The organism is Neisseria sp. P0020.S005 (assembly GCF_051957055.1).
In the GTDB taxonomy this organism is placed as follows: Bacteria; Pseudomonadota; Gammaproteobacteria; order Burkholderiales; family Neisseriaceae; genus Neisseria; species Neisseria subflava_A.
The window spans coordinates 38,685-52,355 of record NZ_JBQCWV010000010.1 but is presented as its reverse complement, the minus strand read 5'-3'; the positions used below and the strand labels follow the sequence as shown (position 1 = coordinate 52,355).

At 48.9% G+C, this 13,671-nt stretch carries 19 protein-coding genes and 2 pseudogenes; 6 read left to right on the top strand and 15 right to left on the bottom strand.

Features of this window, described 5'->3' with window-relative positions; genetic code table 11:
• Window positions 1-79: 79 nt before the first annotated feature.
• Window positions 80-1,588: an exopolyphosphatase gene (gene ppx / locus ACTHTU_RS08865; protein ID WP_440362338.1), complete on the bottom strand. Its 1,509-nt coding sequence runs from the start codon at window positions 1,586-1,588 to the stop codon at window positions 80-82.
• 173 nt (window positions 1,589-1,761) lie between these two features.
• Here ppx and ACTHTU_RS08860 point away from each other — a divergent pair, with 173 nt between their 5' ends.
• The 4 genes and pseudogenes from ACTHTU_RS08860 (at window position 1,762) to ACTHTU_RS08845 (ending at window position 5,663) form a co-directional block, all read left to right on the top strand.
• On the top strand, window positions 1,762-2,385 hold the full coding sequence (locus ACTHTU_RS08860; protein ID WP_440362337.1) for a lytic transglycosylase domain-containing protein: 624 nt from the start codon (window positions 1,762-1,764) through the stop codon (window positions 2,383-2,385).
• 201 nt (window positions 2,386-2,586) lie between these two features.
• On the top strand, window positions 2,587-3,969 hold the full coding sequence (locus ACTHTU_RS08855) for an MFS transporter (RefSeq protein ID WP_070461587.1): 1,383 nt from the start codon (window positions 2,587-2,589) through the stop codon (window positions 3,967-3,969).
• Window position 3,970: 1 nt separating this feature from the next.
• Entirely contained in the window at window positions 3,971-4,498 is a 528-nt protein-coding gene (locus tag ACTHTU_RS08850) for a single-stranded DNA-binding protein (RefSeq protein ID WP_070461586.1), read from the top strand.
• Between the two features lie 167 nt (window positions 4,499-4,665).
• Window positions 4,666-5,663 (top strand): annotated as a pseudogene (locus ACTHTU_RS08845) (IS5 family transposase).
• Window positions 5,664-5,767: 104 nt separating this feature from the next.
• Here the strand turns inward: ACTHTU_RS08845 and ACTHTU_RS08840 are convergent.
• The 3 genes and pseudogenes from ACTHTU_RS08840 to ACTHTU_RS08830 all read right to left on the bottom strand — a co-directional run bounded on the left by ACTHTU_RS08840 (window position 5,768) and on the right by ACTHTU_RS08830 (window position 6,484).
• Complete coding sequence (locus ACTHTU_RS08840) at window positions 5,768-5,965, bottom strand: ESPR domain-containing protein (RefSeq protein ID WP_440362336.1); 198 nt, start codon at window positions 5,963-5,965, stop codon at window positions 5,768-5,770.
• Between the two features lie 107 nt (window positions 5,966-6,072).
• Window positions 6,073-6,222, bottom strand: a pseudogene (locus ACTHTU_RS08835) (RNA polymerase subunit sigma); the annotation flags it as partial.
• Window positions 6,212-6,484 carry a hypothetical protein gene (locus ACTHTU_RS08830; RefSeq protein WP_440362335.1) on the bottom strand — a complete coding sequence of 91 codons (273 nt, stop codon included), beginning with the start codon at window positions 6,482-6,484 and terminating at the stop codon, window positions 6,212-6,214. The pseudogene ACTHTU_RS08835 and the gene ACTHTU_RS08830, both read right to left, overlap by 11 nt.
• A 3-nt stretch (window positions 6,485-6,487) precedes the next feature.
• Between ACTHTU_RS08830 and ACTHTU_RS08825 the strand changes: the two genes are divergently transcribed.
• Complete coding sequence (locus ACTHTU_RS08825) at window positions 6,488-6,739, top strand: hypothetical protein (RefSeq protein ID WP_107792515.1); 252 nt, start codon at window positions 6,488-6,490, stop codon at window positions 6,737-6,739.
• Here the strand turns inward: ACTHTU_RS08825 and ACTHTU_RS08820 are convergent.
• Window positions 6,714-7,385, bottom strand: coding sequence for a hypothetical protein (locus ACTHTU_RS08820; RefSeq protein WP_003686835.1), 672 nt, complete (start codon window positions 7,383-7,385; stop codon window positions 6,714-6,716). The two genes, ACTHTU_RS08825 and ACTHTU_RS08820, sit on opposite strands and share 26 nt — an antisense overlap.
• 3 nt (window positions 7,386-7,388) lie before the next feature.
• Complete coding sequence (locus ACTHTU_RS08815) at window positions 7,389-7,637, bottom strand: hypothetical protein (RefSeq protein ID WP_070645559.1); 249 nt, start codon at window positions 7,635-7,637, stop codon at window positions 7,389-7,391.
• A gap of 3 nt (window positions 7,638-7,640) precedes the next feature.
• Between ACTHTU_RS08815 and ACTHTU_RS08810 the strand changes: the two genes are divergently transcribed.
• Complete coding sequence (locus tag ACTHTU_RS08810) at window positions 7,641-7,793, top strand: hypothetical protein (protein WP_440362334.1); 153 nt, start codon at window positions 7,641-7,643, stop codon at window positions 7,791-7,793.
• Here ACTHTU_RS08810 and ACTHTU_RS08805 read toward each other — a convergent pair whose 3' ends face one another.
• The 9 genes from ACTHTU_RS08805 to ACTHTU_RS08765 form a co-directional block, all read right to left on the bottom strand.
• Entirely contained in the window at window positions 7,794-8,270 is a 477-nt protein-coding gene (locus ACTHTU_RS08805) for a hypothetical protein (protein ID WP_002258798.1), read from the bottom strand.
• On the bottom strand, window positions 8,267-11,350 hold the full coding sequence (locus ACTHTU_RS08800; RefSeq protein ID WP_440362333.1) for a hemagglutinin repeat-containing protein: 3,084 nt from the start codon (window positions 11,348-11,350) through the stop codon (window positions 8,267-8,269). Before ACTHTU_RS08800 ends, ACTHTU_RS08805 begins: the two co-directional genes overlap by 4 nt.
• A 90-nt stretch (window positions 11,351-11,440) precedes the next feature.
• Complete coding sequence (locus ACTHTU_RS08795) at window positions 11,441-11,905, bottom strand: hypothetical protein (protein ID WP_003774468.1); 465 nt, start codon at window positions 11,903-11,905, stop codon at window positions 11,441-11,443.
• On the bottom strand, window positions 11,902-12,201 hold the full coding sequence (locus tag ACTHTU_RS08790; RefSeq protein WP_440362332.1) for a hypothetical protein: 300 nt from the start codon (window positions 12,199-12,201) through the stop codon (window positions 11,902-11,904). The genes ACTHTU_RS08795 and ACTHTU_RS08790 overlap by 4 nt, the downstream gene beginning before the upstream one ends.
• A 1-nt stretch (window position 12,202) precedes the next feature.
• A complete protein-coding gene (locus ACTHTU_RS08785) occupies window positions 12,203-12,523 on the bottom strand; it encodes a hemagglutinin repeat-containing protein (RefSeq protein ID WP_440362331.1) in 321 nt (106 codons plus the stop codon).
• On the bottom strand, window positions 12,481-12,672 hold the full coding sequence (locus ACTHTU_RS08780) for a hypothetical protein (RefSeq protein ID WP_083323879.1): 192 nt from the start codon (window positions 12,670-12,672) through the stop codon (window positions 12,481-12,483). Before ACTHTU_RS08780 ends, ACTHTU_RS08785 begins: the two co-directional genes overlap by 43 nt.
• Entirely contained in the window at window positions 12,665-13,093 is a 429-nt protein-coding gene (locus ACTHTU_RS08775) for a hypothetical protein (protein ID WP_002233344.1), read from the bottom strand. Before ACTHTU_RS08775 ends, ACTHTU_RS08780 begins: the two co-directional genes overlap by 8 nt.
• Before the next feature lie 2 nt (window positions 13,094-13,095).
• A complete protein-coding gene (locus ACTHTU_RS08770) occupies window positions 13,096-13,344 on the bottom strand; it encodes a DNA/RNA non-specific endonuclease (RefSeq protein ID WP_078836070.1) in 249 nt (82 codons plus the stop codon).
• Window positions 13,272-13,640, bottom strand: coding sequence for a hypothetical protein (locus ACTHTU_RS08765; RefSeq protein ID WP_440362330.1), 369 nt, complete (start codon window positions 13,638-13,640; stop codon window positions 13,272-13,274). Before ACTHTU_RS08765 ends, ACTHTU_RS08770 begins: the two co-directional genes overlap by 73 nt.
• Window positions 13,641-13,671 lie beyond the last annotated feature (31 nt).

The following is a 13,671-nucleotide window of genomic DNA, read 5'->3' as shown; positions in this document are numbered from 1 at the left end:
TTGATGTATGGCAGGCTGTCGTTTTCAGACGGCCTGCGGTTTGGATTTTGAAAAGCTGCCTATTATAACGGAGCGCGGTTTATTGTGCTTGAACCGAGAAAGGCATATCGATTTTTTGCCATTGCGCGCTTTCGTAGTCCAGCGCATCGGCAATGAGGGGGTGTTGCTCCAGCCATTGGGCGTTGATGCGCAAGATGAAGCTGTGGTTGTTTTCGTCGATGCGAAGCTGGGTTTGAGGCGGCAAATCCAGCGGCAGGCGCGAGCGGCAGAAGAGGGCGGCCAGGCGCAGGGACAATACGGCACACCACATGATTTCGTTGCTACCAATAATGTCCGCCATTTTCTTAAGGTCGCCGCGATGGCCGATAACCAGTTGCGCCAAAATGGTTTGCTCTTTGCGTGAGAAGCCCGGCATATCGGCGTTTTCGAGAATGTAGGCGGAGTGTTTGTGATAGCCGGTATGGGCAATATCCAAGCCGATTTCATGCAGACGGCCTGCGCGGCTGAGGTATTGATTCCACAAGGCAAGCTCTTGAACGGTTACGTTTTTGGCGTGGCACAGGCTGTTCATGAAGGCTTGCGCGGTATCGGCAACGCGTTTGGCTTGGTTAAGGCTGACGTGGTAGCGTTTTTGGAACTCGGCCGTTGTCTGTTCGCGCATATCGACATTGAGGCTGCGGCCGATTAAGTCGTAGAACACGCCGTCGCGGAGGGCTGCCTCGGTAACGGTCATTTTGGTCAGAGAGAGTTCTTCAAAAGCGGCCATCATCACGGCCAATCCGCCTGCAAAAACTTCGATGCGTTCGGGTTTGAGGTTTTCAAATTTGGCTTTTTTAACCGAACCGGCTTCGATAATCCTATCGGCAAGATAACGCATGCTTTGGGCGGTAATGTCGGCTTCTTGCGGCAATTCGGCCGCCAAAACGTCGCGTATGGATTTTGCTGAACCGGACGTGCCGATGGCGAAATCCCAACCGGTACGCTTCATCATTTTGCTGATGCGTTGGATTTCGATACGCGCGGCGGAAACGGCGGCTTGGAAATCTTTGGCGGTCACTTTGTTTTGGAAGAAGCGCATGCTGTATGTTACGCAGCCCAAAGGCAGGCTTTCTGTGGTCAGCGGTTGCAAATCCGAGCCGATGACAAATTCGGTCGAGCCGCCGCCAATGTCGATAACCAGCATTTTGTCGCCTTTGGGCGGCAGGGTATGCACTACGCCGGTGTAAATCAGACGCGCTTCTTCGCGGCCGGCAATGACTTCGATAGGAAAACCCAGCGCCGCTTCGGCACGGGGCAGGAATTGGGCGATATTTTTGGCGACACGGAAAGTGTTGGTGGCCACCACGCGCACATTTTCGGGTTGAAATCCGCGCAGGCGTTCGCCAAATTTTGCCAAACATTCCAAGGCTTGTTCTTGAGAGGCTTCGCTCAGGTTCTTTTGTTCGTCCAAGCCGGCGGCAAAGCGAACCATTTGTTTGAACGAGTCGATGACTTTCAGCTGGCCGTTGTTGTTTTCACAAATTTGCAGGCGGAAACTGTTGGAACCCAAGTCGACGGAGGCTAAAACGTTGGCGGGAGTGGTGGTCATAAAAAATACCGCTTGATTAGAAAAACCTAAATGTTACTTGAGGCTGTATCACTTGACAATAAAAGGAATACAGCTCTTTGATTCTGCTCATAGATGTATTTTATAATGCTGATTTTAAGCAAATATATCAAAGGCCGTCTGAACTTTTCAGACGGCCTAAAAAGAGAAAATATATGAAATCGGAAAACCAAGATTCCTTATTTTTATCGCGCCGCCGTATGTTGCAAGTCGGCGGAGCCATGCTTTTGACGCCTGCGACCGCATGGGCTGGGGCGCAACGTGAAGAAACGCTGGCCGATGATGTGGCTTCCGTGATGCGCAGTTCGATTAATAGTGCCAGCCCTGCGCGGCTGGTGTTTGCCGATTCAAGGGAAGGGGAGCATTGGTTGGCAGCGATGTCTTCCCGCTTGGCACGTTTCATTCCCGATGAGGGCGAGCGCCGCCGCCTGTTGGTCAATATTCAATACGAAAGCAGTCGTGCCGGACTCAATACTCAAGTGATTTTGGGCTTGATTGAAGTGGAAAGCGCGTTTCGCCAATATGCGATTAGCGGTGTGGGCGCGCGCGGTTTGATGCAGGTGATGCCGTTTTGGAAAAACTATATCGGCAATTCGTCGCACAACCTTTTCGATATCCGCACCAATCTGCGCTATGGTTGCACCATTCTTCGCCATTACAACAATATCGAAAAAGGCAATATTGTCCGCGCTTTGGCAAGGTTTAACGGCAGTTTGGGCAGTAACAAATATCCGAACGCCGTGTTAGGCGCGTGGCGAAATAGATGGCAGTGGGGTTGATTCGGGATAAATGGGATAGGGCAGATCTTGCGTGATGTTGGTTTCTGTTAAAACCGTTTTATACCGATGAAGCAGGTTTACGATAAACGGCTTGCGATTTGACCCCATGCAATTCCTTTGAATCCTGTATAATCAGAAAATCTGTTAATTCACACTTTTAGACGGCCTTTCGCAAACTTAAGGCCGTCTGAAACATTATTTATGGCAAGAGATAACCGCATTCAAATGTTTCCGCACGAGTGGCGTGCCAGTACCACACTTTCCGGCGTTTACGCACTGCGTATGCTGGGGATGTTTTTGGTGTTGCCGGTTTTGGCGATGTATGCTGCCTCGTTGCCCGGCGCAGAAAACAATAAAGCGCTGGTCGGTATGGCGATGGGTATTTACGGGCTGACACAGGCTTTGCTGCAGCTGCCTTTGGGTATGGCTTCCGACAAGTTCGGCCGTAAAAAAGTGATTTATGCCGGCTTGATTGTGTTTGCGGCAGGTAGTTTTTTGGCCGCAGTTGCCGACAGTCTGCAGATGTTGGTTGCCGCGCGTGCCATTCAAGGAGCGGGTGCCGTCAGTGCGGCGGTAACGGCTTTGCTGGCAGATTTGACCCGTAACGAAGTGCGGACGCGTGCGATGGCGATGATCGGCCTAAGTATCGGCTTGACCTTTTCCGTCAGCCTGGTGCTTGCCCCGATGATTGCCAGCTTTATCGGCGTATCCGGCCTGTTTGCGCTGACCGGTATTCTGACGGTAATCAGTATCGGCGTGGTTGCCTGGATGACGCCTGATCCCGAAGTGTCAAAAATGCACGAAGACACGCAAGCGCAGCCTTCGCGTATGGGCGAGGTATTGAAAAACCGCCAACTGCTCAATCTCGACTTCGGTATTTTTGCCTTGCATGCGGCACAAATGGCTTTATTTACAGCATTGCCGTTTGCCATGACGCAGTTGGGTTTGGAAAAAATCCATCACTGGCAAGTCTATCTGCCGTCAACCATTACCGGCCTGATTATTATGGTGCCGCTGATTATCGTTGGTGAAACGCGCAACAAACTCAAACAAGTGTTTATCCTTGGTATCATCTGCATTGCCGCGGCTCAAATTGGTCTGCTGTTTGGAATGCACTCGGTATGGTTGATTACCGCTTATCTGATTGTTTATTTTATTGGTTTCAATGTATTGGAAGCCAGCCTGCCGTCTATGGTATCGAAAATCGCACCGTCTGATTTGAAAGGTACGGCGATGGGCGTATATAACACCATGCAGTCGGTCGGCTTGTTTGTCGGCGGCGCAACCGGTGGTTTATTGTTCCAAAAATACGGTTTTGTAGGCGTATTTGCCTTTTGTAGCGTATTGATGTTGCTGTGGCTGGTATTGGCAGTCATTTCGCCGGCACCTAAACCTGTCAAAAACCTCAGCTATCCGCTTAACGCCGAATGGCAACAAAATCCGGATTTGCTCTACCAAAAATTGACCGAAATTGAAGGCGTTGAAAGCATCAGCTTTAGCGCAGACAAGCAAACCATTTATATCAAGGCCTTGCAAAAAGGATTCGACCAAGAGGCCGCCGAAAAAATTATCACAGGAGTGTAAAATGTCATTGAATAAAGTTATCCTCATCGGCCGCCTAGGCCGCGACCCAGAAGTCCGCTATATGCCCAACGGCGAGGCCGTCTGTAACTTCAGCGTTGCCACCAGCGAAACTTGGAACGACCGCAACGGCCAACGCGTAGAACGTACCGAATGGCACAACATCACCATGTACCGCAAACTCGCCGAAATCGCCGGTCAATACCTGCGTAAAGGCAGCCAAGTGTATCTGGAAGGCCGTATCCAAAGCCGTAAATACCAAGGCAAAGACGGCATCGAGCGCACTGCTTACGACATCATCGCCAACGAAATGAAAATGCTTGGCGGTCGCAACGACAACAGCGGCGGCGCACCATACGATGACGGCTACAACCAAGGCGGTCATGCAAGCCAAAGCAGCTACCAACAAGCGCCACAACAGCAATACCAATCTGCTCCGGCTCAAGAACCCCCAGCCGCCCCAGCCCGTCGTCCTGCTCCGGCACAACCGACTGCTCCGGTTGATGATATCGACGACGATATTCCATTCTAATCATTGAGCAATACAAAAGGCCGTCTGAAAAATATACTTTCAGACGGCCTTTTAAATGATTTAAAAGAAAATCCTACATTTGCACCGAGCCGCTGACGGTCAGAGACCTTTGCAAAATCCCCCCAAAAATCCCCTAAATTCCCACCAAAACATTTAGGGGATTTTCCATGAGCACCTTCTTCCAGCAAACCGCACAAGCCATGATTGCCAAACACATCGACCGCTTCCCACTATTGAAGTTAGATCAAGTGATTGATTGGCAACCGATCGAACAGTACCTGAATCGTCAAAGAACCCGTTACCTTCGAGACCACCGCGGCCGTCCCGCCTATCCCCTGTTGTCCATGTTCAAAGCCGTCCTGCTCGGCCAATGGCACAGCCTCTCCGATCCCGAACTCGAACACAGCCTCATCACCCGCATCGACTTCAACCTGTTTTGCCATTTTGACGAACTGAGCATCCCCGATTACAGCACCTTATGCCGCTACCGCAACTGGCTGGCGCAAGACAACACCCTGTCAGAACTGCTAACCGCCAACTGACCGAAAAAGGCCTAAAAGTAGAGAAAGCATCCGCCGCTGTCGTTGACGCCACCATTATTCAGACCGCCGGCAGCAAACAACGCCAGGCTATAGAAGTCGATGAAGAAGGGCAAATCAGCGGCCAAACCACGCCGAGTAAAGACAGCGATGCCCGTTGGATAAAGAAAAGCGGCCTCTACAAACTCGGTTACAAACAACATACCCGTACCGATGCGGAAGGCTATATTGAGAAACTGCACATTACCCCCGCCAATACCCATGAGTGCAACCACCTGTCGCCTTTGCTGGAAGGGATAGCCGAAGGTACGGCCGTCTATGCCGACAAAGGCTATGACAGTGCGGAAAACCGGCAACATCTGAAAGAGCATCAGTTGTTAGACGGTATTATGCGCAAAGCACACCGTAACCGTCCGCTGTCGGAAGTGCAAACCAAACGTAACCGATATTTGTCGAAGATCCGTTATGTGGTCGAACAAAGCTTCGGTACACTGCACCGTAAATTCCGCTATGCCCGGGCAGCCTATTTCGGTCTGAGCAAAGTGAGTGCGCAAAGCCATCTGAAGGCGATGTGTTTAAACCTGTTGAAAGCCGCCAACAGGCTAAGTGTGCCTGTTTGCGCCTAAAAGGCGGCCCGGATGCCTGATTATCAGGTATCCGGGGAGGATTAAGGGGACATTTGGGTAAAATCAGGAGGTATTGGGGGAGAGAAACAGCCGAAAATCTTTGTTTAGGTTCCGGCTGTCGAGGGAAGGGCTTTTTTGCAAAGGTCTCTGCCTGAATGGGTTTTTAGGCTGCCGTTACCGCCACCGGCTTCTCCGCTTGAGCACTCGCCGGAACTTTTGCCCTGCCCGATGGCAGTCTCGGCTACGGCCATCAGGATGCCGCGGGTGCGGTTGAAGACGGTTTTATGGCGGTGTTTGTTCATGGCGGGGGTATCCGTAGTGTGTGCGGGGGTGGGGAAAGGCAGCCTGAAAACGGGAAAAGGGGGCAGGCTGCCTGCGATGTAAACACACAGCAACTTAATCCTAAACTCTATTCGTCATTCGCAAGCGGCGGCAAACCCAAAGTATCTGTTTGGCCGGTGTAGTAATCCACCCAGTTTTGCAGGTATTCGTAAGGGAAGTCCAAATCGTAGGCACGCATAAAGTCGAAGGGATCTTGGTATTCACCTTCAGGCAGCGGCGCAGTGGGCGTTTTGCAGATCGGTATGGATGCCGAGGGCGCGGGCACTGGTTTTTTTGCCGCCGATGGTGATGTTGCCTTCGCTGAGTACGGAGCGGGTATAGCCTTGGCTGCCGCCGCTTTCATGTTGCGGCAGGGTGGGGCTGTAGTTGAGGCCTTGCTTGATGTTTTGGCCGGCGGTTTGGGACGCACGGCCGAAGGCGCTTTGATTGAAGCCGCCGCTGCCTTTCAGGCTGCCGCCGTAGCCGGCGCCGATACCCATGCTTTGGGCACTGTAGCTGCTTTCGTTGCGGATGTCTTCAAAGCTGAAACTGCGGGCGGTGAGTTCGTTGTGGTCTTTGTCTGCGGCAGAAGCGATGGCGCCGCCTTTGAGCCGGACGCTGTCGGCGGTGATGTGATAACCGCCTTCGCCGGCAAAGAGACCGCTTTGGCTGCCGACGTTAAAAGACAGCCTGGATATTTTTCAGACTGTCTTTTTGAAGAGATGAAAGTTATTTGTTTCTCAATATCTCAATAAGGGCGGCTTTGGACTGGTAGAAGTCCAAATCAAATAATGAAATGCCTAAATGTTTGCAATATTCTTCGATCATCTCCACAGTCAGCCTGTTTTTTTTGAGTCTTTCGGTATATTTTTCTGTCTGTTCAAACGGCAGCGGCGTGCCATATTCCATAAACTCGACACGACTGGTTTCTTTATGCAGCATAACATTTCTGGTTTCGCAGTCATGACGGGAAACCTGTTTACTGCCCTCATACAGGGTAAATGAGACCGCACCGAATTCGTCTTTGCCAAAATATGGACGTAAATACATAGTCAATAATCTGATTTTCCACAGCAAGGCTTCATACGGCACACTTGAAAAGTCTGTGCCGTTCCGGTTATTACCTATTAGCAATGACCAATCAGACTGCGTTTCCAACAATAAATATTTGGATGATCCGGTAATCTCAAGCGGATTCAAGAAATCCAATTTCTGACTGAGGGTATACTCCTCATCCAAATACGATAGTTTCGGTTTTAGATTTTGATAAAAATCACTTAAATCCATACGTCTTTTTAGATAAAGATCCAGTGCTTTTTCAAATGGCGCGCCAATAAAATAAAACTGTTTCAGGCTCGGATGGCCGTCTCTTGCAAGAAAAAAATCTTTGTTTACATTCATAATTTAATCCACAGTCCTTAAAATTACAATAGCATCCGGATCATTACTCAATGCTCTCGATGCATGTCCGGCTCCACGGTTTGAGCTGGTGCGATCGTATTCGATATAAATTCGTTTATTGGAATTTGGTAGAGTGGCTTGAACATCCGGACGGCAGATCCCTACACGGCACATTTGGTTATTGACCTGCTGCTGGTTGATCCTAATATCTTCTGCACCCATTGAGCGTAAGTAAGCCACATCGTCCTGCATAATTTGGTTTTGTTCCTTACTGGCGGTTTTAAAGCCGAAACCGGCTTCAACGGACAGCAGGACGGCGCCTTGCTGTCCGTTGTTGCTTTTAAGGGCGTCGGCTACTTTGCCGACGGAATCGGCCAGTTGGTAGGCTTGGGCGCCGGCGTCATCTGATTATTTTGAAATTGCCATTTCAATGACTTGCTCAACATAGTTGTTTTCCAAATCAATTACGTCTCCTTTTCTTTGATTTGATTTTTTTAGTTCATTATATGCATAAAAAATGACGATTTTCTTCCCTTCACAAAATAAATGTCTGTCGGATTTATTCATCATATACATACTTTCATTCCTTACGATGCCTTCACCATCTATAAAACTAAAACTATTCGGTATATTTCTTCGTTCCATTCCCGCTTCATATATTGACGATATCACTCCGGAAACGCTTCTGGTGATAATCTGTCCGGAATCAATATTACTCCACCATTCCTCTGATGCAAATAAGCCTTTGTCTTTTTTGATGCCAAAGATACTTTCGTCATTTAATGATAATAATCTTGTCTTTTCAATAAATTCTTTTTCTCTTTTCATGACTTTTTTAAAATCATAGATTAAATACATATCATCATCCAAAATCAAATAACTCATTTTACGTCTCCAATTTTTTCAAAATAAATAATCTGTTTCTCAAAAGTTTCTTTACCGCCAGCCCTACCCAGTCCTGTATTGACTACCCCTTTCCCTTTATTCACATATGGCTTCCCTTGACCTTCAAGCTTGAATTGCACTTGTGTTTTTTCAGTCCAGCCCTTGCCTGTACGGGGCAAATCCGGAAAGAGCCGGTTTGTTGCCGAGTTGCCTGTTGTACCTATCTTTTTCAAAAGATCCATGGTGCCCGGTTTTGTTGTAAATTTAACCAACACTCCATTATATCCCTGTTCGGAATATGCTTTAAGCGGAGAAATAAATGTTTCACTTGTTGCTGGTAATTCTCCGTATGTTTTAAGTTTCATGAAATCTTCATAAGATATACGCCTATAAAAAATCTCATTACCATGTACATCTTTTTCCAATACTAGACTGTGTGGAGAATTTTTTATTCTTTCTCTATTGGCTTTATTTACCTGATCTCTAGCTTTAACAGCTTCAATCCTTCTTGGATCTTGATCATAAATTTTCTTGTGAAGCTCTTTGTTAAAATTCGGATTATTTTTCCCTATATTGAGATCATATCTGTAATCTTTCGGTAGTTGCGGTTTCGGCAATGCCTTCTGTTCCCAATTCCCTACAATTCCTAACTGTGTTGTAGACCGAGGCATACCTGTTTTACTCGGTGTAGCAAATACAGAATTCATCAATCTTGAATATGCAGAATTGGGATTAACCATAGCACGCATACCCAAAATCGTACTAACGTCTCCTAATGTATCTAAACCTGCACGAACCCAGTTCCCATTAGCAATATTTACAGCTCTTCTATCTACTTCTATCGAATCACGTAATCCTGCTGCATCGCCTGCATTGAGGACAACATGAAGCTGCATACTCGTAACAACATGCGCTTCGCAGGATTTGTTGCCTTTACATAAGGGCAATACTTCTTGTTGGTACATTAGGGCTACGAAATTTTCCCATGATGTATCGTTAGGATCTAATCCTCCTTGCTTGTATGATAAATTTTTCCACTTATCATAAGTGGCAGCACAACTAGCTTTATTCCCTGTTTTTCCACAGTTTTCTCCTAACTCTTGTCCAAATTTTTTTATTTGATCAGGTGAAATCTCTTTATCAACGAAAGGAATGGTTAGGCCAGGGCTGAGATAGTTATTCCCCACCGCATTCTGCCCCAACACGCCCCCTACCTGCGCATTGAACAGGGCATTGATGTTGGTGCCGTTGGTGCTGCTTTTGCTCCCCCCTTTCAGGCTGCCTCCGGCGGCGCCGACCACCGAAGCGATTACGCCAGTCTGCGCTTTGATCTCTTCTTTGATGGGCTCGGGTAACAGGTTGGGATTGAATTTCCCCGTTATCGGGTCGATGGCGGTCTTGCCGTCGTCGTATTGTTTGGCCAGATACTCGGCTGCGCGTTCGGCAGCAACGGCGGCGCTGCCGCCGGCAAGCGGGTCGGCGCCGTTGGCGTAGGCTAAGGCGGCACCGAGCATAAAGTGGCCGATTGCTTGCGCGGCTTCGTTTTTGTGTTCACCGTGGCCGAAGCGCTTGCCGATGGCGGCTGCAGCATACGGCGCCAACGTATTGGCCGCCAGCTGTAAATCACCCTGTCCGCCCAGGGCGCCGGTAATCAGGGTTTCGGCGGCGCTAAGCGCACGGCTTTTGCTGCCGCCTACGCCCCAGCTTCGGGCTTCTTGGTAGGCTTGGGCGTAGGCGGGGGAATGGGCCAGCATCTCCTGCTGCCGTTGTGCGTCGCTTAGGCTGAGGTAGTGTTCGTAGCTGCCGTCGTTTTGTTCTTTCAGACGGCCTTCGTAAGCGGCCTGTTGTTTTTCCAGCTCTTGGGTCGCGGCTTTGGCACGGTTGCCCCTATAGGTGCCGACGGCACTGTGGATGGCGGCAGTCGATTGGGCGACGGTTTGCTGTTTGTCGAGTAGGTTTTGCAGATCGGGAACGCTGTCGGCACCGTGATGGGCAGTGGCCGAATCGGTATGGATGCCTAGGGCGCGGGCACTGGTTTTTTTGCCGCCGATGGTGATGTTGCCTTCGCTGAGCAGCGAGCGGGTATAGCCTTGGCTGTTGCCGCTTTCATGTTGCGGCAGGGTGGGGCTGTAGTTGAGGCCTTTGTTCATGTTCTGGCCGGCGGTTTGGGACGCACGGCCGAAGGCGCTTTGATTGAAGCCGTTGCTTCCTTTCAGGCTGCCGCCGTAGCCGGCGCCGATGCCCATGCTGCTGGCGCTGTAGCTGCTTTCGTTGCGGATGTCTTCAAAGCTGAAACTGCGGGCGGTCAGTTCGTTGTGATCTTTATCTGCGGCAGAAGCGATGGCACCGCCTTTAAGCCGGACGCTGTCGGCTGTGATGTGGTAGCCGCCTTCGCCGGCAAAGAGACCGCTTTGGCTGCCGACGCTGCGGCTGTGGCCGCTGGCTTTGCTTTGGTTGTAGTTGCCGGATACGCTCCATGCGGTACCGAGCGCGACTTGGGCGCGGATGCCGCCGCCGCTTTGTTTGCTCTCCTGTTCGACAGTGTCCTGCGGGCTTTCGATATAAAGGGTGCCGCCGACATCGGCGTCGATGCGTCGGGCATGGGCTTGGGCACCGTTCAGCACGGTATTGCCCTTGCTGCTGAGCTGCAGTTTGTCCGATTGCAGCAGGGTGTTTTGATGGGTTTGGCTGTCCGAACGGTTTTTGCCTTTGCCGTAGGCCGCTTCGGCATAGATATAGACGCCGGTTTGGGCACCAACGGAAACCCCGACGCCGACTTGTACGCCGGCATTGCGGTTTTTGCCGTCCTGATGTTGGCTGTCTTGGGCGGAGAGCAGCCGGATGTCGCGCGCGGAATCGAGGCGGATGGTGTCGCCCGCAGTAATGTTGCTGCCTTGGACGGTAATGTCGCCCTCGTGGCTGCGGATATTGATGTCGCCGCCGGCTTTCAGGCTGCTTTGCTGGCTTTGGCGGTAGTTTTGGTTTTGTTCCTTGCTGGCGGTTTTAAAGCCAAAGCCGGCTTCAACGGACAAGAGGACGGCACCTTGTTGGCCGGTTTGGTTTTTAAGGGCATCGGCCACTTTGCCGACGCCATCGGCCAGTTGGTAGGCTTGGGCGCCGGCGGCTAGACCCTGCAGGGCGCGGGTGCGGTCGTCGGCTTTGCTTTAAGATTAATTAATTTTTAATATTTTTAATATTAATGCAATTATCCCAAGTAAAATAGGAACTATTATTGGAATAATGGCGTCCTTAATTTTTTTAATGTAGTTATCTTCTTTTTGTTGCGTCTGCTCATAATCATCCTCATGTAGATATGCATTATTTATATCCTTGTAAGTCTCATTTTCATCACCAACAACTCTGGAACCATCCTTAAACGACCTTGCAATTTTTATCATTGATGATAGTAGATCATTGCTTGTGGTAATTGCAAGCAATTCTTCCCCATCATAAAAAAGAATGCTTTCCTCATCGTTTGGGTCATAAAAATATACTTCACCCATCTCGTTGCAACCTTCATGATAATTAAATTTTTCTCTTAAAAATATTGACAAGTTCTCCTTGTTTTTTAATATTTTATTTTCGTCTGAAATTTTTTTGCTGGTATTTATTATCCTAATATGGTAACCCATCATCTATCCTTTCTTGTTTGGTCATATAGTTCTTTTGCTTTATTATGTATTTCTCGCACCCCCTGAGCTGTGACTCCAACACCTGACTTTAACTTGTGTGAATTAATAATACCTTTCCCACGTTCATATAGAATTGGGATTCCTTCTCCAAAATTTGAACCATATTTTTTAACGTGTTTATTCCATTCTTTTGCTGTTGTTAAATCAGTCCATATATTCGTTCCTGGCCAACTTGTATCGGGTTGTTTTCCAGTTGATTTATTAGCACCTTTAAAATAACTCTGGGCAGATGAAGACAATTTAGACGCCTTTCCATTTTCCTCCGGACAGGGTGCTGCCGATCTCGCCCGCAGCCTGCCCCTGATCGTTAAAGGTGCCGAAGGGGGTGATATAGTCGCGGTTGTCGATGGAGAAACCGCTGCGCTTGCTGCTGCCGGTTTGCCGGCGGCTGTCGGCCGCGGCCAGCAGTCGGATGTCGTCGCGGGCATACAGCAGGGCATCGCCTTCGGCGGAGATTTGTGCGCCTTTGGCTTCGATGTTGCCTTCGGTGGCACGGATGCTGAGATGGCGGCCGGCTGTCAGCGAGCTGCCGACGGCTTCGGCGCTGCTGCCATCCTGCACCTGCGTGCTGCGGCTGCGGCGGCGGGCACAATCAGAGCCGAACCGAAACCGAGCAGCAGGCTGAAAGCCAGCGTGCCCAAATGCAAACGACAGCCTGAATGGGGTTTCGGGCTGCCTTTAATCTGCATTATGGAATCATGATTAGCCATACGGGTTTTCTGTTTTTTGCTTTTCTTCTTTAAACCATTGTTCAAAAATATTACCCGGTGTTAAATCATCTCTATGCGAGAAAAATTTTTCATATGAATAATTAGCGGATGCTTTCTGATTTACATTGTCATATATGAGTTTCAACTGAGTTGGAATTTCCTGATGATTCTCGGCAAAGACAGAGCATAGTTCCGAATAATCTTCCATTCCAAGATTAAGAAACTGCCATTGAATCTCTTTTGTATTAAAAGACTCCTTTCTCATAATTTTATTATCCACTTTAAAAAAAGCATCAAAAGACAATACGTTTCTTTCCCTTGCACCATATATATAGACAGCGGTAACCCCCTCTCCTGAAAATTCAAGTGCCAAGCTAAGCATACGTTTTTGTATTTCTGATATCTTATCTTCAAATTTCATTTTTACTTTCCTGTGTTGTAAATCTTTTCAACTTTTTTAATGCCATCAATTTCATATTGAATAACAAAATGATCTGGCCTTAAACTATTTCCCTTGTATTGTATATCAACATTTACCGTTACGCGTTTCTTTTCCATTAATGCATTTGCCCATTCATTTTCTAGAATTTTATAATTGCTTAAATTAACTCCGCTAAGCTGGGATACCAGATTATCCAACTTTGGAGACCCGCCAAATCTATCTCCCGCCAAATGACCAGCATGATCACCACTGAGTTTTCCCGGAGTATTAGGGTTATGATGAAGCCTGTTTGTTTGCGCTGTTTCCGGCTGTGCTGTTCGCTGCGGTTATAGGCTTCGCCGAGGGAAACTTCGCGCCCCTGCAGATGCAGATCGCCGCCGGCATACAGTTGTGCGGCTTCGGTAGTCAGTTTGTCGCCCGCCGCGATGGTGGTATCGCCTTTCAGGCTGCCTATCTGGGAGGAGGTTACGGCAGACAATACGCTGTTTTGCTGCAGCTTGGTTTGGGTTTTGCCGTAACCGGCCATCGCCACGCCGTTTTTCAGGCTGCCGGTGAGG